Source organism: Streptomyces sp. TSRI0107 (genome assembly GCF_001905845.1).
Classification (GTDB): Bacteria; Actinomycetota; Actinomycetes; order Streptomycetales; family Streptomycetaceae; genus Streptomyces.
The window spans coordinates 914,097-934,909 of sequence record NZ_LIVZ01000001.1 but is presented as its reverse complement, the minus strand read 5'-3'; the positions used below and the strand labels follow the sequence as shown (position 1 = coordinate 934,909).

Here is a 20,813-nt window from a genome sequence, read left to right as displayed (position 1 = left end):
ACTGACGAGTGTCAACAACGCTCGTGATCAATACACCTAGGGCGTGTCCGCAAAGTCCCGCCTGGCTCGCGACGCCTGGCACGCACGCTCGCCGCGTTGTCGGGCCGCCCGCGTACGCCCAGTACGCGGGCGGCCCTCCGCCTTGCGGCTGCACGCACCAGACCCCGCTCGACTCGGCCGGGACGCACCGTCCCTCACAGCCGGGCTGATCCGAACGACAGAGCCTGGGCCCGGTCGTTCCGGTCATTCCCGTGTGTCGCCGCACACCCGCAGGTTCTGTTCGACGCTGAGCTGATCCAGCTCGCGCAGCTGCTCCTCCAGGGCCTCCGGTTCGACGAGGTGGCGCAGTACCGCCTGGTGGAAGGCGTCCCGCAGGGTGCGGGGCATCGCGTCGGAGGCGTCCCAGCAGCGGGTGCGGCCCTCCTCGCGGAGGATGCCGCCGATGCGCCGCTCGGTCGCGTCCTGTCCGGGGTCCGGGGCCGACTTCTTGTTGGCGGAGTAATCGGGCAGCGGGGTCTCCGGGTCGGCCAGGTAGCGGATGAGCTCGCGGGCCTCCTCCTTGGGCGTCAGCAGGGCCGCGAGGTCGCCGGAGACCTCCCAGGCCCCGGCGTCCGGCCCGGCCTCGGGGATCACCTCGGCGGAGGGGACGTACTCCCCGCCCTGCCGCTGCCAGTGCCCGGCGCGGAAGGAACCCTGGTGTTCCAGCCGGCCGGTGCCCGCGCAGGGCGCGCCGAACCCGGTCGTCAGCATCCGCGCCACGCGGTCGGTGTCGCCCGCGCCGACCATCTCCCCCCAGGTCGTCCAGGCCTTGCGGACGCGGGGATCGGTCCAGGCCAGCTCGCCGTTCACCCAGTTCGCGTACGCGCGCGGCCCGGCCTGCTGGAGCAGGACGTCCTCCACCCAGTCGGTGCCGGGCCAGCCGGAGGTGGCGCCGTCCTCCAGGCCCAGGCACCACCGCTCCGGCGCGCCCGCCGACTCCACGGTGGGCTTCTCCCCCGTGTACCAGACCATGCTCTTCAGGCTGGTCTTGACGGGCAGCCAGTAGGTGTGGGTGCCGCGGCCCTCGACGGGCACCTCGGGTGCCCACATCTCGTCGTAGTCGCCGGTCTCGAACAGGCCGTCCAGCGGCTGCAGCCGGCCGGCGTCGGCGTAGGCCAGCAGTTCGCCCGGCCCGGGCAGCACCGCCACGTCCGGCGGGTTCCCGGCGGCCATGTCGGCGGCCAGCACCTGGCTCAGCGCGGAGCTGCCCTGGTAGACGACGTCGATGCCGTAGTCGTCCTCGAACTTCTGAAGGACCTGTTCGTCGAAGTCCTCCGCCTCCTGGCCGGTCCAGCTGGCGAGCAGGGTCACCGTCTCCTTGGGGCCCTGCGCCCAGCGCACCCCCGCGTACACACCGGCCCCCAGCAGGGCCAGGCACACGGCGAGGGCGACGAGCGTACGGGGTCGCGGGCGTCTCATCGCGGCCCCCGGAACCGGTACTCGGCGATGCGCGGCCACAGCCCCCACACCGTCAGTGCCATCACCACGGCCCCTCCCAGCAGCACCCAGTCCGACAGCGAGGCCCAGAAACCGGCGTCCGCCAGCGCCTCCTGCACCCGGTCGGCGTCCAGCGGGATCCCGTCCGGGTCGGCCTCCGGGACGCGGATCCCGTCGACGGAGCCGGTCATCGCGGACTGCGCCCTGCGGGTGATCCAGGCCAGCACCGGCACGCCGAGCGCGCACACCACGGTGGCGGCGAGCAGCCGCACCTGCACGGGACGCCGGAAGCGGCGCCGCAGGAACCGCTGGGTCTCCAGCAGTGCCGTGAACAGCGCGAGGTACAGCACGACGACCGTGCTCCAGCCGAGCCACAGCTGCCAGGGGAACGCCGCCTGCCGCTCGGCCTCGTCGAGTTGCTTGTCGCGCAGGGCGTCGAGCCGGCTCAGGACGTCCCCGTCGGTGCCGTCCTCCTCCTGGAAGCCGAGCACCTGTTCGGCGTAGTACAGGTAGGCGCCGTGCAACGCCTCCTGGTCCTCCCGGCCCCAGCGTTCCACCCAGCTGGAGTAGACGGCGATCAGCCCGGTGACGGTCTGCAGGTCGTGGCGGCCCTCCACGCCGATGACGTTCTCCGCGGCGGCCAGGGCGAGGCTCTGCTGGGCGACCGAGATCTGGGTGTGGAACTCGCCGCTCATGTCACCGCCCGGCCCGCTCGCGCGGACCACCTCGTGTGCCGTGCGCAGCGCGTTCTCCGCGGTGTCGACGGCGAGGATGCCGGGGGCGCTCGACGACGCCAGCGGCACGGTGTCGTCGTGCACGCCCCGGTAGGCGAGGAACAGCACGAGGGTGGTGGCCGCGCCCAGCGCCAGCAGCAGCCGCAGTCTCAGGGTCAGTTCGCGCCCGGTGGTGCTCACGGCCGCTCCTCGAATCGGTGGCCGCAGGCGGGGCAGAACCGTGCGCCCGCCGGTGCCTTGCTCGCGCAGACCGGGCAGGGCACGGTGACCCCGCCGGTTCCCCCGGCGCCGGTGGCGGCGCCCGTGCCGGTACCGGACGCGGGGCCGTAGGTGCTGTGGCTGCTCGCGGTGATCAGGTGCTGGAAGTCGACGGCCGTCACCTCGGGGCGCAGGGCGACCCGCCCGGCCGCCGCGTCGTCGACCCGCACCAGCCGGGCCAGCCGGCCGAGCTGTTCGTCGGCGCCCATCGCGTGGGCCAGCTGCACGGCCCGGCCGAGCTGGTGCTCCGCCAGGTCGCGTTCGCCGCGCCGGTGCGCGTCGGTCGCGGCGGCGACGGCCTCGCCGAGCCGCTGGTGCTGCTCGAAATGCTCGACCTGGGCGTCGGTCTGACGGGACAGGGCCGGGTTGTCCGTCCAGTGCACCAGGCAGGGCTGCGGCGTCGGCAGCCGCACCTCGCCGCCGGGCACGTCGACGGCCACCACGGCGAGCTGGAGGTCCTCCCGGCGCGGGCGGCCGGCCGGGTCGGCGGAGAGGCACAGCTGGTAGCGGCGGGTCTCGTCGCCCCAGGCGCGGGTGACGAACCGTCCGGTGCCGTCCTCGGCGGCCAGTTCCGCCTCGGTCGGGAAGACCTGTTTGAGGTAGCGCACCCCGGCCCCGGGCATCGGGGTCACGGAGATCGCCAGCTCGGGCACGGTCTTGGTGAGCAGACGGTCCATCAGCTTGGCGTACTCCCCCGGCAGGGCCTCCTCCTCCCGCACGGAGGAGGAACTGCCGTGCAGGCGGCGGGTGATGCGCAGCAGCTCCTGGCCGTCCCAGCCGTCTCCGATGCCCCACGCGTCGCAGACGAACCGGCCCGCGCAGGCGTCGAGCACACCGGCCAGCGGCATCCGCTCGTCGTGCTGGTTCTTGCCGTCGGTGAGCAGCAGGACGTGTCCGATGGGCGCGTCCTGCTCGGTCAGCAGCCGGCGGCACAGGTCCAGCCAGGCGCCGATGCAGGTGCCGCCGCCCGCGACCAGCTGGTGCACGGCCCGCTCGGCCCGCGCCCGGGTCCGGTCGGAGGCCCGGGCCATGCGCTGGGTGTCCGGATAGACCATGACCGCCTGCTCGTTGCCGCGGACCACGGCGAACGGGGTGCCGTCGGGCAGCTTGCGGACCGCCGCGACCGCCGCCTGCTGCGCGGCGTGCAGCTTCTCCGGCGGCCAGGTCATGGAGCTGGAACAGTCCACGGCCAGGACCTGCGCGAGCACCGGGCCGCCCACGCGGCCGCCGCCCTCGGTGCCGTCCACGCGCACGCTGAGGATGGCGTGCATCTGCGGGTCGTCGGCCTCGCCGGACAGGTACTTCCACTGGCTGATCTCCAGCCCGACGGTGACCTGCCCGGCCGTCCCGTCCGCCCCGGGCGCCGCTGTCTCCACGATGTCCGTACACCTCGCCCTCGTCGTCGCTGTGTCGCTGTGTCGCTCAGTCACCGTGTCGCTGTGGTGCGCCGTGGCGCGGTCATGCCGTACGCCACCGGCCCCGCAGCAGCTGCCGGAAGGCGGCCGGCTCGGGGAGCACCGCGTAGGCCCGGTCCAGCAGGTCGCCGCGCTCGCCTGCGCTGCCCGCCTGGTCCGCGAGCCGCTTCAGCGACCGGGACAGCAGCTCCGCCAGGGCCTCCTCGCCGTCCGCCGGGCCGAACAGGTCTCCCGCGGGGAAGCCGGTCCCCCATCCGCCGGGCGGACGGCAGCCGAGCGCGTGCTCCCTCAGTTCGGTGACCAGCCGGTCCCAGGAGCCGCTGCCGTCCAGGTGCAGCCCGGCCAGCCGGTCGGCGGCCGCGCGCAACTCGGCGGTGCCGGGCCCGGATCCGCCGGGCAGCCGGCCGGCCAGCACCCGGACCGCGGCGACCCGCGCGGCGTCGTAGTGCCGGGACGTCGTCGGCACCTCGTCCAGGACGGCGACGGCCCGCCGCCGGTCGCCGCGGCGCAGCCGGATCCGGGCCAGTCCGAAGGCGGCGCTGCCCTGGGTGCGGTCGCGCCGCCGGACGGCCTCGTAGTACTCCTCGGCCTGCCGCTCACGGGCCTCGGCGCGTCTGACCTGCTGTTCCTCGGCGCGCCGGATCCGGGCCAGGCCGGCCCCGGCGCGCGGCACCGTGATCTCCTCCGCCGCCGCGTTCCGCAGCGCCTCGGCCAGGTACTCCGAGCAGTATCCGAGGGCCAGCTTCGGCGCGGCCTCGCCCGGCAGCGCGGCGTAGGCGGCCATGAACTCGCCCTCCGCCGCCTCCACCCGGCCGCACGTCAGATGCACCAGGCCCCGGTGCCAGAAGATCCGCCAGTCGTACTCGCCGCTGCGCTCCTCGGCCCTCAGCACCCACGTCTCGGCCCGGTCCGCCCTCCCGGCGTCCAGATAGGCGCGGCACAGCCACAGCGCTGTCTCCACGGTGTCCAGCGCCGGGTCGCCCGCGGCCCGTTCGGCGATCCGGTCGGGGGTGTCGGCGGCGAGTCCGCCGAGCAGCACGGTGGCGGGGTCGGCGGGGTCGGGGAGCGGCACGGGCAGCGCGCGGGCCGTCTCCCGGGGGTCGGGGGCGCCGACGGGCAGCTCGGGGGCCCCGGTCCCGGTGCGGCCCGTCCAGTGCTCCAGTGCGGGGACCGTGCCGAGAGCGGCGCCGAAGACCGCGGCCGTCGGCTCGAACCGGGTGGACCGCTCCGGGTACGGCTCGTGCCCGCCGAGCGCCTGGTGCTCGCGCAGCACCTCCCACAGCTGGCGGGACATCTCGGCGGCCGAGCGGAACCGGGCGGCGGGCTCGGGGTGGGTGGCTCGGCGGATCAGCGCCTCGAAGGAGCGGGCGGCCAGTCCGGCGGGCGGGCCGGCCCGTTCGGCGAGGACCTTCAGGGTGCGGCCGACGGTGTAGAGGTCGCTGTCGACGTCGAGGCCGCGCTCGTCGCGTTCCTTCTTCGGCGGGGCGTAGCCGTGGGTGTAGACCAGCCCGGAGGAGCGGTCGTCGACGCGGCGGATGGCCCCGAGGTCGATGACCTTGATCTCACGCCCGTAGTGGATGACGTTCTCGGGCTTCATGTCGCAGTAGAGCAGTCCCTGGCCGTGCAGGTACTCCAGGGCGCCGAGGATCTTGCAGCCGTACGTGATCACGTGCCCGAACTCGAGGCCGCCGTCCCCGAACAGCCGGGCCAGTTCCTCGTCCGGGGCGAACCGGATCCAGGCGAGGGAGCGGCCGCCGACGTACTCCATCACGATGTAGCCGGTCGGTTCGCTGTCGCCGGGCGCCTGGTGCCGGACGTACGTGACGATGCGGACGATGTCGCGGTGGTGGAGCGTGGTGAGCGAGCGGCGCTCCTCGACGGCCGCCCGCCGCGCCACGGCGTCACCGGTGTTGATCAGCCCCTTGAGCACGACGTGCAGCCCCGGCACCCGGGTGTCCTCGGCCAGGTAGACCCAGCCGTGGCCGCCGACCGCGAGATAGCCCAGCACCTCGTAGTGCCCGGCGACGCGGTCGCCGGGGCGCAGTTTCGGCCGGAAGGAGTACTCCGCGCCGCACTCCGGGCAGAAGCCGTGGTCGGGTGCCGGGCCGCCGTCGTAGGACACCCCGATCGTGCCGGCGCAGTTGTCGACGCCGCAGCGCCGGCCACCGGTGGGCGGCCGGGCCGTGGTGTCGGCGGCCTCCGAGGGCTCCGGGGAGGGCAGGTACGGCAGGACCAGCAGGCCGTCGCGGTCCAGCTCGCCGGCGGCCGGGCCGGCGGGGCGGCGCGGGGGCTCGGCGGGGTGGGCGGGGGTCCTGTTCGTGGAGGGCACGGGTGCCGGGGGTGGTGGCTCGGGGGCCGCGGGGCGCCGGTGGCAGGTGTCGCAGAAGCCGGTCACCATGAGGTGGCCGCCCTGGCAGTCGGGTCTGACGCAGGCCGCCCCGCTCATACCGAGGACTCCGCGCCGCGCCCGTCGACCCGGCGGGTGTAGGCCTCCACCGCCGCCTCGGCCGCGCGTACGTCACAGGGTCTGCTCCGGAGCAGGTCGTGCGCCCGCAGATAGAGGGCGTCCACCACCGGGTCCTCCTCGCCTTGGGTGGAGTGCTGGTGTAGGACGTGGTAGCTGCGCAGCCGGCCGGTGAGTTCGTCGCGCCGGTCGCGCAGGCGGTCCAGCCGGCCGAGGGCCCTCGCCAGGCGGGCGGCGACCCGGTCGGCCAGCCGCTCGTAGCGGGCCAGGTCCGGGCCCTGGGCGGTGTCGCGGCCCGCCGCGCGGAGCAGGTCGGCCAGGGCGGCGTGGGCGGCCACCAGGTCGGAGTCCACGGGCCGGACACCGTCCGGGACCACTGCCGCGCGACGCTCGTACAGGGCCCCGGCGAGCGGTCCGGTGATCTCCTTCAGCCGTTCGACGAGCCGGGCGCGGCGCTCCTGCGCGGGCCGGGTCAGCAGCTGGTACCGGGCGCGGCGGTGGCAGGCGCCGGCGGTGCGGAAGACCAGCAGCAACCGGCTGCCGCCGGCGCGCAGCACTTCCAGCAGGTCCAGCAGGGCCGGCGGGTCGAGTGCCTCGTCGACGCCGACGACGACCAGGTTGAGGGTGACCTTCGCGGCCCGGATCCGGTCCGGCGCGGAGACCGCCGGCTGGTGCCACAGTCCCATGCGTTCGGCGATCCGCTCGGCGATCTCGGCGGCGGTGAGCCCGCCGGCGTGCACGGCGAGGTCGTGGCCGCCGGCCGACGGGACGGTGCCCGGCGGGTCGAGCGAGGCCCGGTCGACGGAGACGGCGGTGCGCAGCTCCCGGTCGGCGAGGGTGATGGCGCGGCGCAGGGTGGCGGCCCGGGCGGCGTCCTCGTGCCGGACGACGCTGATCTTCACCTGGTGGCCGTCGTCGCGGAACCAGGCGGCGAGGCGCTGGGCGAACGGCTCGTCGAGCAGGGCCTCGGCTGCGTCGTCGGCGGTGGAGCGCAGCCGGTCGTCGACTGCGGTGGGCCCGACGATGAACGGCTCGGCCTGCGGCAGGTGCCGGGCGATGGTCTCGGCCGGGCTCATGAAGGAGAACAGGTTGCCGTGCTGGTCCCGCTGGCCGGTGAGCACCATGCCGATGACCTCGCCGGTGAAGCTGTCGGCGACGCCCGCGCCGCTGCATCCCGGGCTGGCGAGTTCGCCGGGGCTGGTGGGGCTGAGCTGCACCTGCCCGTCGCGTCCGCAGCCGCCGACGACGGTGGCGCGGAACCAGATGCCGCCGTTGTGGTCGTACGGGAAGCCGTACATCCGCACCTCGCGGCCCGGCGTGGCCAGCCGGTGCAGCCGGACGGTGTCCTCGACGGGCCGGGGCCGCTCCAGCCGCAGCAGGGCGACGTCCCCGCTGGGGTCGCCGTCGGCGTCCTGGGTCTCCGGTACGTACGCGGTCCCGTCGACCCAGGCGGTGACCGCGGGCACGCTGTGGTCGGCCGCGCCCACGAACTCCGCGGTGACCCGCTCCGCGGCCCTGTCCACCACATGGGCACAGGTGAGGACCCGGTCGGGGCTCAGCAGGATGCCGGCCCCCGCGATCTCCCCGTCCGCTCCCCGGATCCGCACGGCCCAGCTCGGCGTCTCCATCGACGAGGCGGCTTGCACTCCCCCGGCAGCAGCCATATTCGGAACTATACGGGCGCTCGGTCCTGGCGCATACTGGTGCGACAAGGGAACAACGGGCCTTCTGAGGAGGCGAGTTGCCGGACGAACCGGGGTTCGTGGGACTGGCCGAGGTGATCCGTCAGATCCGGGGTGAACTGGAGGAGGCCCGCGTCGAGGCCCAGGGCCGGGCCCTGGGTTTCACCGTGGAGAACGTGAGCCTCACCTTCACCGTCCAGGTCCACCGCTCCGGCACGGGCCGGGGCGGTGTCCGGATCGGTGTGGTGACCGCGGAACTCGGCGGCACCGTCGACCGCCAGACGACCCATCAGGTCCAGGTCGACCTGAAGCCGGAGCTGGCGGGCGGGGAGCGGGTGAAGGTGAGCCGGTAGGGCCTCTCGCCCGGATCGCCCTGGCGCAGGCCCTGTCGTTTGGATCAGGGGCTGTGCGGTGCGGTACCTCTCGGCCGGCCCGAGCGGAGTCATGGGTCGGGCGCCTCCCCGGACAGGGAGGCGCCTGCACAGCCAGCTCAGTAGGTCAGCGTGAGTCGGCTCTCCCGCTTGGTGATCACGTGCCCCCCTCCGGTCACCGCGTCGGAGGAAATAGGGGTGACGGTCAGGCGCGGAACTGCGGTGCGCGCGCTGCCCCAGTCCTCGATGTGCGCGATGAGGTCTTGGGCCAGCTTCTCGGCCTGCGGTCCGTAGGAGGCTGCGCCGAGCCGGTGAGGGCGGTCCGGGTCGGCCCCTTCGCGGCGCACGATCAGGTAGGCGAGGGAGTCCCCGTCGATCAGGGCCGGGCTGCGGACGGGCATTGCGGGCCGGAGGAGGGGTTCCTGAGCCATCGCTTCAGGCAGGACCTGGAGGCGGCACACACGGTCGTCCGCGGCGGTGGCGCGCAGCCACACTCCGTCGAATGACTCCTCACCGCCGATTCGCTGCTCGGACATGACCTCGATGCCGGTGGTGGTGCTCAGGCTCTCGCGGAGCGCGACGGCGTCCACGGCCTGGTCCTCGTCGTGGATGACGCGGATCGTGTCGTCGGCGTTGAGCGCCGTGGTCTTCTCGCCGTCCTGCCCGATGACGGGGACGAAGCCGCACAGCTGCATGCCATGAGAGACAAGGTTGTCACCGTGGCGGATCAAAGCCACGGATCGGGTCTGGCCGCGCCACCGCAGTGGAAGAACGAGGCGTCCGCCCTCGGACAGTTGCTCCCACCACGTGGCGGGTACGTCCCACAGACCCACGGCGGCGAGCATCCGATCGTAGGGGGCGTTCTCCGGTGCGCCGATCAGTCCGTCGCGCTCCATGACGTGGACCTGCTGGTATCCGGCGCGGTCGAGCATGGTCCGCGCGTGCAGCGCCACGTCGGAGTCGATGTCGATGCTGGTGACGTGCCCGTTGGCGCCCGTCAGTTCGGCGAGCAGCGCGGCGTTGTAGCCGGTTCCGGCACCGATTTCGAGGATGCTGTCGCCGGGCTGAACGTCGAGCTGGCCCAGCATCATCGCCACGACGGAAGGCACCGACGCGCATGAAAGCGGTAGGGGACCACCGAGAGGGTTGTCCTTGATGGAGACGGCCTGGTCGGCGTAGGCCTCCTCAAGGCCGATGCCGGGCAGGAACGCCTCTCGGGGCACCTTGCGCATGACCCGCTCGACTTCGGCTGTCAGGCGTACGTCCCGGCGAATCAGGTCGACGAGGTGGTTGCGCAAGTGGTCGGCAGTGGGTGTCTGGCCCACGAGTCGGTCCTTTCGGATCAGTTCAGGAGGAGGCATGTATCCCACCCCAGGTCGGTGGGGCGGGGGGTGCTGAGGGTATGCAGCGTGAGCAGAACGCCTGCGTTGCCGGAGAGTAGACCGGCGTTCTGAGGTATCTCGTGCCGCACCATGTGCGCGCTGAGGTGTGAGCGCAGTGCGGGAAGTTCGTTGGTGATGGCGGGGGCCGCGGATTCGGCGGCGATGCGGTCACAGGTCAGAAGCAGCCCTGCCCAGCCGTGGCAGAGCGTGACGTCCTCAATTTGGGACAGGTGCCGAGGATCGGTGATCGAGCCGAGTACGACATGCTCGGCGAACTGGCGTGCCCGGTCGTTGCGGCGGGCGAGCGCAGCAAGTTGCAGGGCGCGGCCGATGCCGGGCGTGCCGTAGCACCAGGAAGGACGCCCGGGTTCGGTGCCGCTGACCGGACCATTCAGGAAGGCTTGCAGCGGCAGGAGTTCGGGCCATCCGATGGCGCCGTCACTGGACGGTTGCGCCCAGGCGGTGAGGAATCTGATGCCTTCGTCGAGAGCTCGGTCCTGGCCGTCGACCGTGACTCCGGCGCGGCTGGACAGTGCGAGGAGAGCGAGTGGGCCAGGCATTCCGTGCGCGATGCCGAAGTTGGCATGTCCGGTGGCGAACGCGCCGTTCTCCGGGAGGCCGCGCGGTCCGTCGATCGTCCACCATCCGGGGACCGGGTGGCCGGCGATGGTGAGCGGTTCGGTAAGCAGTCGTACGAGGTAGCTGAGGATGCGTTCGAGCGCGGTCTGCTGCTCTCGTCGCAGCAGGTAGGCGCCGAGCCCGGTTAGTCCGCTGATCAGGTCGTACTCGTCCATGCGGGGTGGACGCCCGCTGTCCATACGGCGCTGCGCGGCATCCACGCGGGCGGCGACGATCGCAATCGTTTCAGCGTTCAGCTCGGTGAGTGTCCACGAGGTGGCCGACGGCTTGCCGAAGTGCAGTGCGTAGGCGACGGCCGGGACGCCCCGGTACAGGCTGGCCTCGTCGGGATACGCAGCCAAGGGATGGGCGGTGATGGCCTGCACGGCGGTGCGGGCAGCGGTCCACGTGCCGCGGCTGTGAGCGGCCACCATCTCGTACAGAACGGTTCCGGTGAGGCCGCCCCCTAGGTCGTCGTGCCTCATGCGCCCTCCCAGACTGTCAGGGACCGGCAGGCCTGCCGTGCAGCGTGCCGAGAGACGGCCTCGCTGGCACGGTCGGGCCCCACCAGCCGGTTGTGATGCATGTGCAGCAGTGACTCGAGGACCTGCCCGAGGTGCTGGTCGTCGAGGCACGCCCGGTACCTCCCCAAGGCGTCGCGACGTTGTGCCAAAGCCGCCGTCAGCCGGGGGGAGGCTGCCAGCAGCGGCCGGGCACGCACCTGGTGCAGAGTGAGCCGGGTGATCTCGGGGCGTCCTGGGCCCAGGTCAGCCGCGGCGGCGAACCATCTCCGGCCTTCGCCGGTGCCGAGAAGCCCCTCCGCTAAGTCGATCATGCTGAGGGCGCACAACGCTTCCCTGTCCAGACGGGGCAGTTCGGTGAGCGCGTGGCGGGTCACCAGGCTGTCCGCGATGAACACCGATTCGGCGGCTTCCATCGCCGGGCCGGTGCCGTAGCGGCCGACTTCGGGTCGGTAGCCGTCGATGACTAGATGGGAGGCGAGCCGGTCGGCAGTGAGCTGTTCGGTCCACGCGGCCACCGTCGCCATCGTGTTGCCGCCTGCGGGCACGCGGATGCGCAGGTGATCGGTCTCGTGCAGCGACCGGTAGCGCACGAACCATGCCTCGGTCGTGCCCAGCTCCTCAAGCAACTCAGGCAGACGGCGCGTGATGATCTGGTCCATGGCCGTGGGGTGGGTGAACAGCTTGGCTTGCAGCCAGCGGTCGGCTCCGGGGCTCGGCAGGTCCTGGTTCGTGACCAGGGGGACGCTCGTCAGGTCCGGGTGCGGCAGCTGCGGGCCGGCGGTGGCGAGCGGCATCGTGATCTCGTGTGCGTGTCCGATCCACCCCAGGTCATCGCCGGACGCCGTCTCGCAGAGGACTGCCGACTGGCGACGTTGCAGGTGCTGGTGGATCAGGCGGGCGTGGAGCGATTCGGTCAGGTCGAGGCTCATGGTGCGGTCGTCGTCGTGGAGGTCCAGACGCGTCGGGCATCGCCATGTCGTGGCCCATTCGGTGAGTGCCGCCTGCCACTTCGGCGTGAACGGTCCGTCTGGCAACTCAGCGGCGGACAGCTTCCAGCGCGCCGGGGCCAGGATGGCACGGCGGTAGCGGATCCGTGGCAGAAACGGCAGGGCGACGGCGGCGGGACCCCAGTCGAACGCGGTCCAGGCGGTGATCGACCCCCGGCCGAGCATGGCCAGGAACCGGGCGATGGGCGGGGCCTGCTTCTCCAGGGCGAGCGGGTGGAGCACGAGCGGTTCCACCACACGACGGCGGGAGATGCTGACCAGGTGCAGATGGCTGGCCGTAGAGAAGACGGCCAGGTCGTCCAGATCGATGACGTGGTCGGCCGGCTCCTGGTGCTCACCGAGGCTGAGCACGTGGGGCACCACCGCGGGGATGCGGGCAACGTTCTCCCCATGCGGGAAGACGGGCATGAAGGAGAGCTGTGCGGGCAGTGCTCCGTCAACCACGGTCGGCAGCGCCTGATACAGCTCTGACAGCGCGGTGCCGAGGACGGCCGTGAACCGCCCCGACATGGCCCCCGCCGTCCAGGCCGGACGCACCTCAATCAGGAACTCACCACGGTTCAGCGCGCTGCAGCTGACGGACCGGACCCGGATTCCCACCTCGACATGCGGTGCCACCGGGCCGTCCTCGGCGCCATCAGCAAGGTCGTCGACGTCCGCGTCTGTAAGCACGATCTCGCGGGCGCCGGTCATGGCCGCGTGCAGGGCCTTTGCCGCCAGCTTCTCGTCGCGGGGCAGCACCGTGGGCGGCACCTCCGGCCACAGCGACATGGGATAGTCGGCGGGAAACCCGATGCCGGCGGCCAGATCGACAGCATCGCGGACGGGGACGAGAACCCCTGCGCCGTACCGCTCCCAAAAGTGCGTGGCGTACATAGCCCAGGCCGTCGACTCGCCGCGGGCACGGGTAAGCCGTACGAGTACATCCGCAGCGTGCTCCGCCTCGTCCAGGACGGGAGCGGGAACGCTCACACGGGCGTCGAGCCGCAGGTCGAGGGAGATGCGGCTGCGGCTGGCTGCGGGGGCACACCGCATCAGGCCATCGGCAGCCTCGCGCAGTTCATGGGCCGCAGTGCCAGAGGCCCGGTTGTGCGCTGCGAGGAGCTGTCCGGCCTTACCGAGTCGAGCGAGGACATCCCGGGTTGCTGCTTCGAGCTCCTCCTGATGGGGCGCGAGGGTGCGCAGAATGTGCCCAGCGGGATCGTCCACGGTCATGGGCGCTGAAAGGCTGCTGGTCAGATAGCCGTCAGAAAGGGCCCGTCCAATCAGGCACCTGGCTTGTGCGGGACTCCCGCCGACCTCAATGAGCAGCTGCTGCAGCTCCCGGCCGGTGGTGGGCTCCTGCGCAGCCTGGAGCAGGACGGACAGGGGGCGGCTGATCTTGGCGCTGGCGATACGGCCACCCGGCCGGGGCGCGTTGATGGTGTCACCGCGCAGAGACATTGCGCTGCTCGTCTGCATGATCAAGTGAGGCAGGACGTCGGCGCGGCCTTCCAGGTCTCTGCGTACGTGGTCGACCCATACGGTGTCTGGGCGTGCGATGGCTCGATGCGCTGTGCCGATCGCGGCGGAGGCGGCACCCACCGTGGCCAGGCCGACGCCGGCGAACAGGCCGATGGGCGTCGGCCGCCCACTGGCGCGCAGCACGTATCCAGCGACCGAGCAGGTAGCCTTGCCAATTCGCTTCGGCTCGATGGCATCCCCGGCAAGGATCCGTTCCACGAAGCCGACCAGGTGTGGGGATGCTGCACGAAGCGAGGCGACGAACGCGTCATCGTCCCACAGGCTCCCAAGCCAGTGACGACAGGCATCAGGGGAGCCGAGGGCGGGCCAGACGGTGGGACGGGCCGTAACAGGCATGACTGAGGCACGCAGGACCAGCACGTCTCCGAACCGCTGGTAGATCGGTCGAGTCACGAGTGTCCCTCCTCCCTAAGTGGTACGCCGGTGCGGACAGACACCTGCTCCATCCGCACCGGCCTGACGTGCTGATCAGCTCGAGGCGCAGGACGACGCGCAGGTCTTCTTGCAGCCGTCGCTGGTGTCGCAGGCCTCGACGATCGGCGTCGGAGAGTGCGTGATGGTGGTCTCCAGCTCCCACTCGTCGTCGGAGAGCGGAGCGTCGAGCGCCTTCGAGGCGAGTGGCGCGGTGACTCGGGCCATAGCTGGTCCTCCTTGATGAGTCGGCCGCCCGCGGGACGGGGCGGCGGGGTCCGCAGGACCCCTGGTGTGACCTGCCGACAGGCGAGTGCAGCTCACAACGCGGGCACCGCGTACCGAGGAGGGAAGGGCGGGCCGATAGGCGCGGACCGAGTCAAGGTCCGCTCCGGCACCGGCGACAACGGGAACGGCAGTCGAAGTCCTCATCACAGTGGCCTTTCAAAGGGACAGGCAGGGGGCTCCGGCGGGGGGGCGTATGAAGGCACACGGCATTCGACGCCGCGGAACTTGGACCCCGTCCGCGTCATCGTCTGGACTCGCCGAAGTGGACGGGGAGCTTCACCAACCTGAGTCGTCTTCGGTGGGCAAGAAAACGAGAAAGAGCCGGTGGGTGAACAGATCGGTGAGCACTGCCTCGTACTCACGCGGATCCGTGGTGATGGCTGGCCGGGCGATGGCGACGATGCCGTGCGCGAAGCCCTGCTTGGCGTGCTGGCAGGCGGCTCGCCAGCCGCTGCGCTCTCTGATGGGCAGCGGCTGGCCCGTGTCAGCGAACGAGACGGAGGTCACCTCCATGCCAGCTGCGATCACGTGCCTCGTGATCAGAGCGAGATCAGCCCGACGCTCCTCACCGGTGGACGCTAGAACGTATGGGGCGAGCCGCACCAGACGCCCACTGCCGGCGACGGAGGCGGTGATCGCCGCAATGTGCTCATACCTCAGGGCTTCCAGCCCGTCCGGGCGCTGCAAGGTGCTCCTTCGCTGGAGGCTCACGTCGCTGTCCCTCGGTGAAGGCCCAGCCGCCGCGTCCGTGTGGGAAGGAGGAAACCGCGATGGCCGGGAAGCGGGTGCCGCGTGTAGTGAGGGAAAGGGGGATGGCCCCACCGCAAGCGGAGATCAGGAGATGGTCCGGAGCATCGTGCCCAGGACCGCTGCGTGCGGTACCGGGCCGGGCTGGAACTGGTCGAGGCACTGCCGCAAGGGGCCTGGAGGAACTAGCCGATCACTACGCAGGCGCCTCAGCCAATACGGTCCGGGCGGCTCGGTCTGGTCCAGCGGCGGAAGCGCCAACTCGTATGGAGCGCCGAGAGACATCGCGTACCGATGGGACGCCCACTGGGCAGCGGTGCCCGGCGGCACGCACCAGATCAGCCAGCCCCGCTGAAGGTCTTTGATGACCGGCCCACAGGCGTCCGTAGCGTCACCGGGGCCCCACTGAAGGTCGTCCAGGAGCGTCACCAAGCCGCGTGCATTTACTCCGTTCGCGGTAACCACGATGTCGAAGTACCGGCCGCCCAACGGAAGGGCGAGCTGCCGACCGGCCGTGAGGTTCAACAGGCGCCACCGTCGATCAGCCAGAGTGACCATGTCCGCAGCCGGCTCACGACCGCCGTTCGGAAGGTTCGTCTCGCTGAAGGTTGCTGCGGGAGCAGGGCGCTGTTCGCCCCCGGTCTTGGACGCGCGTCGGGGCAGGGTGGTGGTCACGCTGCCTCCGTCTCCGTGACCGGCAGGAACGCCTTGACGGTCTTGCCCACAACAACGCCATCGTCGTCCTGTAACACGTGCCAGTCGAGTCTTGCCTGCTGGTGCTGCACGAAGCCGAGCCCGCACTGCACTCCCCGAGGCATCGCCTTCACCTCTTCGAAGCCAGAAAAGACAGGGTTGGCGTCGTCCACCCGGATCACGAGTTCCCCGCTCTCGGGGATCGTGCCGAGCCGCAAGATGACGCATCCGTTGAAGAACGGCTGACCGTGCTTGGCAGCGTTGTCGGCGAGCTCGGCGGCGATCCGTGCCGCAGTCTCGACGTTCCCCGCCCAGCGGGAAACCGTGAGACGCGTGCGAGTCCGCATACGAGCACCGCGCCGAATGTCGGCGTTCACCAGGAGCTCGACGCTCCACTCGGAACGGGGCACGCCCTCCGCCTGTAAGGCGGTGAGACACACGGTGGCACTCACCGGATGGACGAGGGCCAGGGGGGCAGCGGTCTCGGCGCTGGATACCGAGTCGGCGCACTGCTGCGTTGGCGGGTTCACAATGGCTCCCTGGTTGCTGTGCTCGGTCGTGCACTGTCTGCGAGGGCTGACCTTGAGCTTTGCAACGGCGTGCAGACGGATCTACCCCCGGACCAACCTCGGCTTACGGAGGAGAGTTGACGGGACCTCCTCGGACTCCCCCCGGACTTTCCTCAGAGCCACTAAGTACCGTCGCCAGAGGGAAGATTGGCCATGACAACGCTCTACTGTCTGATTACTGACGCGCTAGGCAGATGGCCGGGGAGGCAGCCGTGTTGTTCTTCCGACGGATCCTTCAAGAACGCGGCATCAGGAGTCCAGAGGATTTCCTTCCCGAGTACAGGAGAGTCGCGCAGCGTCTCGGCCTGAAAGACGTGGAACCAGCTTCCAAAACCGTCGAAGGCTGGTTGTACGAGGGGCGGAAACCTCAGCGAGCCTTCCGCCCGGTAATCGTAGAGATGCTGGGCCACACCATCGAACGGCTGTGGACCGAGATCGGCGAGGGCGATACCGACCCGTGCTTCGTTCCACTGGTCAGCGTGTCACCCGCTGAACTTCGAGCCGATCCCGGCATTGACCTGAACGAGATGAAAAGGACGGGCGCTATGGCAGTACGACGCGCGAAGGACTTTCTCCTTGGAGCCGACCGTCAGCGGGTGGGTGAAGACACTCTCGGCCTGCTCGATGATGAGGTGCAGCGCCTTGTCACTGAGTACCCGCGGGTGCCTCTGTCGGCCATATGGCCCGACCTTCTGGAAACCCAGGACCAGGTGTTCCGTCTGCTGGAGGGCGGCCGGGTCCGGCCGTCCCAGCTCCGCGATCTCAACGTCAAGGCTGCACTTCTGTCGTTCCTCGTAGCCAAGGGGTTCAACGACATGGAGGTGACCCACGAGGCCATGACGATGACCCGCGTGGCTGCTGCCTGCGCAAGGGACGCCGAGCACACGGGGCTCATCGCACTCACCGACGGTCTGAAGTCGCTCATCGCCTACTGGGCGGACAGGCCGGCCGATGCCTACCACTACGCCGACAAGGGCGCCACGACGGCCGCGAACCTGCACGGTACCGTCGGTCTATGGCTGCTCGGTCTCAAGGCGCGCGCTGCTGCCGTCCTCGGCGATGAGGAGACCGTGCGCATCGCGAATCAGCAGGCTGCGGATAGGCGGGAGCACGTCAGGCACGACGACCTCGATGAGCTCGGCGGCCTGTTTATCTACGCCTCGGAGAAGCAGCTCTACTACGAAGTGGAGTCACGCGCGCTCCTGGGCCACGGCGACGGACAGCTCGCCACAATGGCCGAAATCGCGGTGGCCGGTTTCAGCGATCCGAGCGCACCGAACTGGGCCTTCGGCGACCTTGCGGGTGCACAATGCGACCTGGCGCTCGTGCGGCTCTTCAGCGGGGATCTGGATGGTGCGGCCGATGCAATCCGCCCGGTTCTCGAACTGCCTCCTTCCCACCGTAATAACGGCATCGTTGTGTCCACCATGCGAGTGAAGAGCGCCCTGACAAGCAGCCCGGCCCGATCCGCTGTCACCGCTCGCGATCTGCGGGCGGAGATCGAAGCGTTCCCGACCAGCCGCCCCTCCGTGCCCCGCGGGTAGAGTCCCAGGCATGTATCCGATCAATCGTTCCAGCGCCCGTCTCACCCTCCGTGAACTGGACGTCGAGGACGTAGACGCAGTGCTGGCCATCTACGGCAGCCCGGAGGCGACGGAGCACCTGTCCTTCGAGCCGCGTAGCCGGGAACAGGTTGGTCAGATCGTGGCCCGGTCCATCACTGCGGCCGGAGAGACGCCACGCACGGAATACGCGCTCGCAGTCGTCGAGCAGACAACGGCCACGCTGGTCGGGTTCGGCCGCTTGGCCCTTGATCCTCACCAGCAGCGCGGAGCCACCCTCGGATTCGCGCTGCGACCGGAGGTGTGGGGCGTCGGCTATGGAGTTGAGCTGGTGCAGCTGCTTCTCAGTGTCGGCTTCGATGACTTGCAGCTGCACCGGATTTGGGGCGCGCGTTCTCCGCTGAACGAAGCGTCCGCCAAAACCATGGCAACAGTCGGCATGGTCGAGGAGGGCATCATTCGAGAACACGTGCTGAAGGCTGGTCAGTGGCGGGACTCCGTGGTGCACGCGATCCTCGACCGGGAGTGGCGCGCCACGTCGGCTGCATGAGTACTTGACGGCAACCGCATCTCCACTCGCTGGCGCCCGCGAACCAGATCGGCTCTGCTCCTCTGTCGAACGACGAATCAGGCTTGCGCCGGCGGACAGACGGCCGGTCAGTCACGGCCCAAGGTCCGATCCCGGCCCGAACGCTCTTCGGCAGCGCGGGTGCTGATGGCCCATTCCGCTGCCTCTTCTACGGATCGCACGGTCCGCGTGGCCTTGTCCGGGTCCTGGTGTGAGGTCCAGCTGCAGTCGAACACCTCGACGCTGCTCACGCCCGCTTGCCTGGTGCTGTTCAAGGTCCCAGCGTTGTAAGCGACGGCTGACTTCGCCAACGTCGCGGCCTCGGCCCACGCCCGGACAGCGACTCACGCCCCGTTGCGGTAGAAGACGTGATCCAGCTTGTGGTCGGCAGCCAGCCTGACGGCCAGGTCGGCTGCGGCATGCTTCGGCATCCCGCTGCCGGGGCCATCCCCGCGGGTGCGGGGAGCAGTGTGCAGGGGCGCGCGCCGGAGGCCGGAGGTTGGGGCCATCCCCGCACCCGCGGGGATGGCCCTTCCGAGCCGTCTCGAAGGTGCGCGCCCGCGGCGCCGATCTGGGGCTGAGTGTCGGCGACTACCTCGCCCGGCTCGTGCAGGACGATGCCAGCGGCCGGCGAGCCCGCGCGGTGGACGCGGGCGCCCGTTTCCGGGCCCCGAGCAGCAGGCCGTCTTCGATGAAGCCGAAGAAGCCCAGCAGACGCCTCGCAGAGCGCGCGCGGCCTGATGAGTCTGCACATCGGCGTCCCCTGGATCCTCCAGATCGGCGAGGCCACCGACGACTACGCGTCCCTGCCTCAGACGCCGAGACGCCGCGTGAGCGGTCGGCGGAACAGGAGCAGAAGCGCGCCGGTGGCGAGGGCCGCGGTGCCCAGGGCGAGGAACCAGCCGGGGCCGGGGACACGGTCGCCGGACACCTTCAGGGCGTTGCCGCCGAGGCCGCCGCCGAGCGCGCCCGCCAGCCAGAACAGGGCCACCATCTGGCTGACGAAGGTGGCCGGGGCGATCGCCGTGGTGGCGCTCATCCCGATCGGGCCGAAGGAGATCTCGCCCGCCGCCAGCAGCAGGAACGCCACCAGCAGCCACAGCGGCGACACCCGCGTGCCGTCGGACGCGAGCGTCGCGGCCGTCGCCATCACCAGGTAGGCGGCGGCGGTGGCGCCCATGCCCACCGCGTACTTCCCGACGGTCGGCACCCGGTCCCCCGCCCGGGTCCAGAGCCAGGCGAACAGCGGCGCCACCACCAGCACGAACAGCGGGATCGCCGCCTGGAACCAGCTGGCGGGCACGGTCCAGCCCAGCACCTCGCGGTCGGTGGCGTCCTTGGCGAACAGCGCGAAGGCCGAGCCGCCCTGGAGGAACAGGGCCCAGAAGACGGCCGAGGCGAGGAACAGCCAGACGTACGTGCGCACCCGGACGCGTTCCTCGGCGGTCAGCACCGGGTCGCGCAGCAGCCGCCAGAAGCAGACGATCGGCAGCCCCACGCACAGCAACCCGATCAGCGCCATCATGTGGCCGAGCTGGAAGGTGCCGAGCGCGGCGTCCACGCCGTACACGACGACGACCAGCGCCGTGGCGGCGAGGGTGCCGCGCAGCACGCGGGTGCGCTCGGCGGGCGTGGCGGAGCGTTCGGGAGCCCGGCAGACGTCGCCGAAGTGCCGGGAGCCGCGGACGTACTGGACCAGGCCGAGGCCCATGCCGACGGCGGCGGCGCCGAAGCCGAGGTGCCAGTTGACGCCCTCGCCGAGCGCGCCCACGACGATCGGCGCGATCAGCGCGCTGACCTGGACGCTCATGTAGAAGACGGAGAAGCCCGCGTCGCGGCCGGCCCGGTCCTCGCGGTCGTAGAACGCGCTGAGCAGGCCGGCCATGTTGGGCTTGAGCAGCCCGGTGCCGAGGGCGATGAACAGCAGGCCGGGGTAGAGGGACCAGGAGACGGGCACCGCCATCGACAGATGGCCGAGGCCGATCAGGGCGCCGCCGTACAGCACGGCGCGCTGGGCGCCGAGGACGCGGTCGCCGATCCAGCCGCCGGGCACGGAGGCCAGGAAGACGGAGGCCATGTACAGGCCGTACAGCAGCGAGGCGTCCCCGGCGGACATGCCGAGGCCGCCGCGGTCGGTGTCCTCGGTGGCGTACAGCACGAGGATCGCGGTCATGCCGTAGAAGCTGAAGCGTTCCCAGATGTCGGTGCCGAAGAGGGTGGTGAACCAGCGCGGGCGGCGCAGCAGGCCGGTGGCCGGGCGGGCGGGGGCGTCGGCGGTGGTGACGGGCCGCCGGTCGGCGGCGGACGGTTGGGTCGGGGCGGCCATGGCTCCTCCGGTGGACACGTCGAACGGGCGCACGCCGAGCCTCACCGGGGGCGTTCGGGGACCGCTCGAGGACCGCTCGGGCCCTGGGGGGGTGTCTCCGGCACGCGTACGGCGCCCGGCCGGGGGAAGTACCGGGCGCCGCGCGTAGGGAGGGGGCGGACCGGGCGCCGGGTGCGGCGGTGGCGACGGGGGAC

Annotated in this window: 15 protein-coding genes; 3 read left to right on the top strand and 12 right to left on the bottom strand. The window is 71.2% G+C overall.

The genetic code is table 11. The features are described from left to right. Positions 1-243: 243 nt before the first annotated feature. The 5 genes from AMK31_RS04190 to AMK31_RS04170 form a co-directional block, all read right to left on the bottom strand. Positions 244-1,458 carry an ABC transporter substrate-binding protein gene (locus AMK31_RS04190; RefSeq protein ID WP_073938910.1) on the bottom strand — a complete coding sequence of 405 codons (1,215 nt, stop codon included), beginning with the start codon at positions 1,456-1,458 and terminating at the stop codon, positions 244-246. Continuing rightward, complete coding sequence (locus AMK31_RS04185; RefSeq protein WP_073938909.1) at positions 1,455-2,390, bottom strand: hypothetical protein; 936 nt, start codon at positions 2,388-2,390, stop codon at positions 1,455-1,457. Before AMK31_RS04185 ends, AMK31_RS04190 begins: the two co-directional genes overlap by 4 nt. Next, positions 2,387-3,844, bottom strand: coding sequence for a VWA domain-containing protein (locus AMK31_RS04180; protein WP_107468503.1), 1,458 nt, complete (start codon positions 3,842-3,844; stop codon positions 2,387-2,389). The genes AMK31_RS04185 and AMK31_RS04180 overlap by 4 nt, the downstream gene beginning before the upstream one ends. Before the next feature lie 82 nt (positions 3,845-3,926). Then, positions 3,927-6,329: a serine/threonine-protein kinase gene (locus AMK31_RS04175; protein WP_073938908.1), complete on the bottom strand. Its 2,403-nt coding sequence runs from the start codon at positions 6,327-6,329 to the stop codon at positions 3,927-3,929. Then, positions 6,326-8,011, bottom strand: a complete 1,686-nt coding sequence (locus AMK31_RS04170) for a trypsin-like serine peptidase (protein WP_073938907.1) — start codon at positions 8,009-8,011, stop codon at positions 6,326-6,328. The genes AMK31_RS04175 and AMK31_RS04170 overlap by 4 nt, the downstream gene beginning before the upstream one ends. Positions 8,012-8,088: 77 nt before the next feature. On the opposite strand from AMK31_RS04170, the gene AMK31_RS04165 reads away from it, so the two are divergent. Then, on the top strand, positions 8,089-8,382 hold the full coding sequence (locus AMK31_RS04165; RefSeq protein WP_073938906.1) for a trypco2 family protein: 294 nt from the start codon (positions 8,089-8,091) through the stop codon (positions 8,380-8,382). Positions 8,383-8,519: 137 nt separating this feature from the next. On the opposite strand, the gene fxlM is transcribed toward AMK31_RS04165, so the two are convergent. The 6 genes from fxlM to AMK31_RS04135 all read right to left on the bottom strand — a co-directional run bounded on the left by fxlM (position 8,520) and on the right by AMK31_RS04135 (position 16,124). After that, positions 8,520-9,725, bottom strand: coding sequence for a methyltransferase, FxLD system (gene fxlM / locus AMK31_RS04160; RefSeq protein WP_073938905.1), 1,206 nt, complete (start codon positions 9,723-9,725; stop codon positions 8,520-8,522). A 17-nt stretch (positions 9,726-9,742) separates the two neighbouring features. Beyond that, the gene (locus tag AMK31_RS04155; RefSeq protein WP_073938904.1) at positions 9,743-10,885 is read right to left on the bottom strand and encodes a lanthionine synthetase C family protein; all 1,143 of its coding nucleotides are present in this window, start codon (positions 10,883-10,885) and stop codon (positions 9,743-9,745) included. Continuing rightward, positions 10,882-13,848, bottom strand: coding sequence for a lantibiotic dehydratase (locus AMK31_RS04150; RefSeq protein WP_073938903.1), 2,967 nt, complete (start codon positions 13,846-13,848; stop codon positions 10,882-10,884). The genes AMK31_RS04155 and AMK31_RS04150 overlap by 4 nt, the downstream gene beginning before the upstream one ends. Before the next feature lie 75 nt (positions 13,849-13,923). After that, complete coding sequence (gene fxlA / locus AMK31_RS39550; RefSeq protein WP_107468502.1) at positions 13,924-14,094, bottom strand: FxLD family lanthipeptide; 171 nt, start codon at positions 14,092-14,094, stop codon at positions 13,924-13,926. A gap of 336 nt (positions 14,095-14,430) precedes the next feature. Then, positions 14,431-14,841 carry a hypothetical protein gene (locus tag AMK31_RS04145; RefSeq protein ID WP_143204204.1) on the bottom strand — a complete coding sequence of 137 codons (411 nt, stop codon included), beginning with the start codon at positions 14,839-14,841 and terminating at the stop codon, positions 14,431-14,433. A gap of 731 nt (positions 14,842-15,572) precedes the next feature. Continuing rightward, a complete protein-coding gene (locus tag AMK31_RS04135) occupies positions 15,573-16,124 on the bottom strand; it encodes a sensor histidine kinase (protein ID WP_073938900.1) in 552 nt (183 codons plus the stop codon). 233 nt (positions 16,125-16,357) lie between these two features. On the opposite strand from AMK31_RS04135, the gene AMK31_RS04130 reads away from it, so the two are divergent. Further along, entirely contained in the window at positions 16,358-17,707 is a 1,350-nt protein-coding gene (locus tag AMK31_RS04130) for a hypothetical protein (RefSeq protein ID WP_241842524.1), read from the top strand. Positions 17,708-17,717: 10 nt separating this feature from the next. Further along, on the top strand, positions 17,718-18,275 hold the full coding sequence (locus AMK31_RS04125; RefSeq protein WP_073938899.1) for a GNAT family N-acetyltransferase: 558 nt from the start codon (positions 17,718-17,720) through the stop codon (positions 18,273-18,275). 829 nt (positions 18,276-19,104) lie between these two features. Here AMK31_RS04125 and AMK31_RS04120 read toward each other — a convergent pair. Continuing rightward, positions 19,105-20,619, bottom strand: a complete 1,515-nt coding sequence (locus AMK31_RS04120; RefSeq protein ID WP_079186665.1) for a peptide MFS transporter — start codon at positions 20,617-20,619, stop codon at positions 19,105-19,107. Between the last annotated feature and the right edge of the window lie 194 nt (positions 20,620-20,813).

Bases quoted from the DNA above. Each gene is read 5' to 3' on its own strand.
- AMK31_RS04190 (WP_073938910.1), bottom strand. From the start codon at position 1,458: ATGAGACGCCCGCGACCCCGTACGCTCGTCGCCCTCGCCGTGTGCCTG.
- AMK31_RS04175 (WP_073938908.1), bottom strand. From the start codon at position 6,329: ATGAGCGGGGCGGCCTGCGTCAGACCCGACTGCCAGGGCGGCCACCTC.
- AMK31_RS04170 (WP_073938907.1), bottom strand. From the start codon at position 8,011: ATGGCTGCTGCCGGGGGAGTGCAAGCCGCCTCGTCGATGGAGACGCCG.
- AMK31_RS04155 (WP_073938904.1), bottom strand. From the start codon at position 10,885: ATGAGGCACGACGACCTAGGGGGCGGCCTCACCGGAACCGTTCTGTAC.
- fxlA (WP_107468502.1), bottom strand. From the start codon at position 14,094: ATGGCCCGAGTCACCGCGCCACTCGCCTCGAAGGCGCTCGACGCTCCG.
- AMK31_RS04130 (WP_241842524.1), top strand. From the start codon at position 16,358: ATGGCCGGGGAGGCAGCCGTGTTGTTCTTCCGACGGATCCTTCAAGAA.
- AMK31_RS04125 (WP_073938899.1), top strand. From the start codon at position 17,718: ATGTATCCGATCAATCGTTCCAGCGCCCGTCTCACCCTCCGTGAACTG.
- AMK31_RS04120 (WP_079186665.1), bottom strand. From the start codon at position 20,619: ATGGCCGCCCCGACCCAACCGTCCGCCGCCGACCGGCGGCCCGTCACC.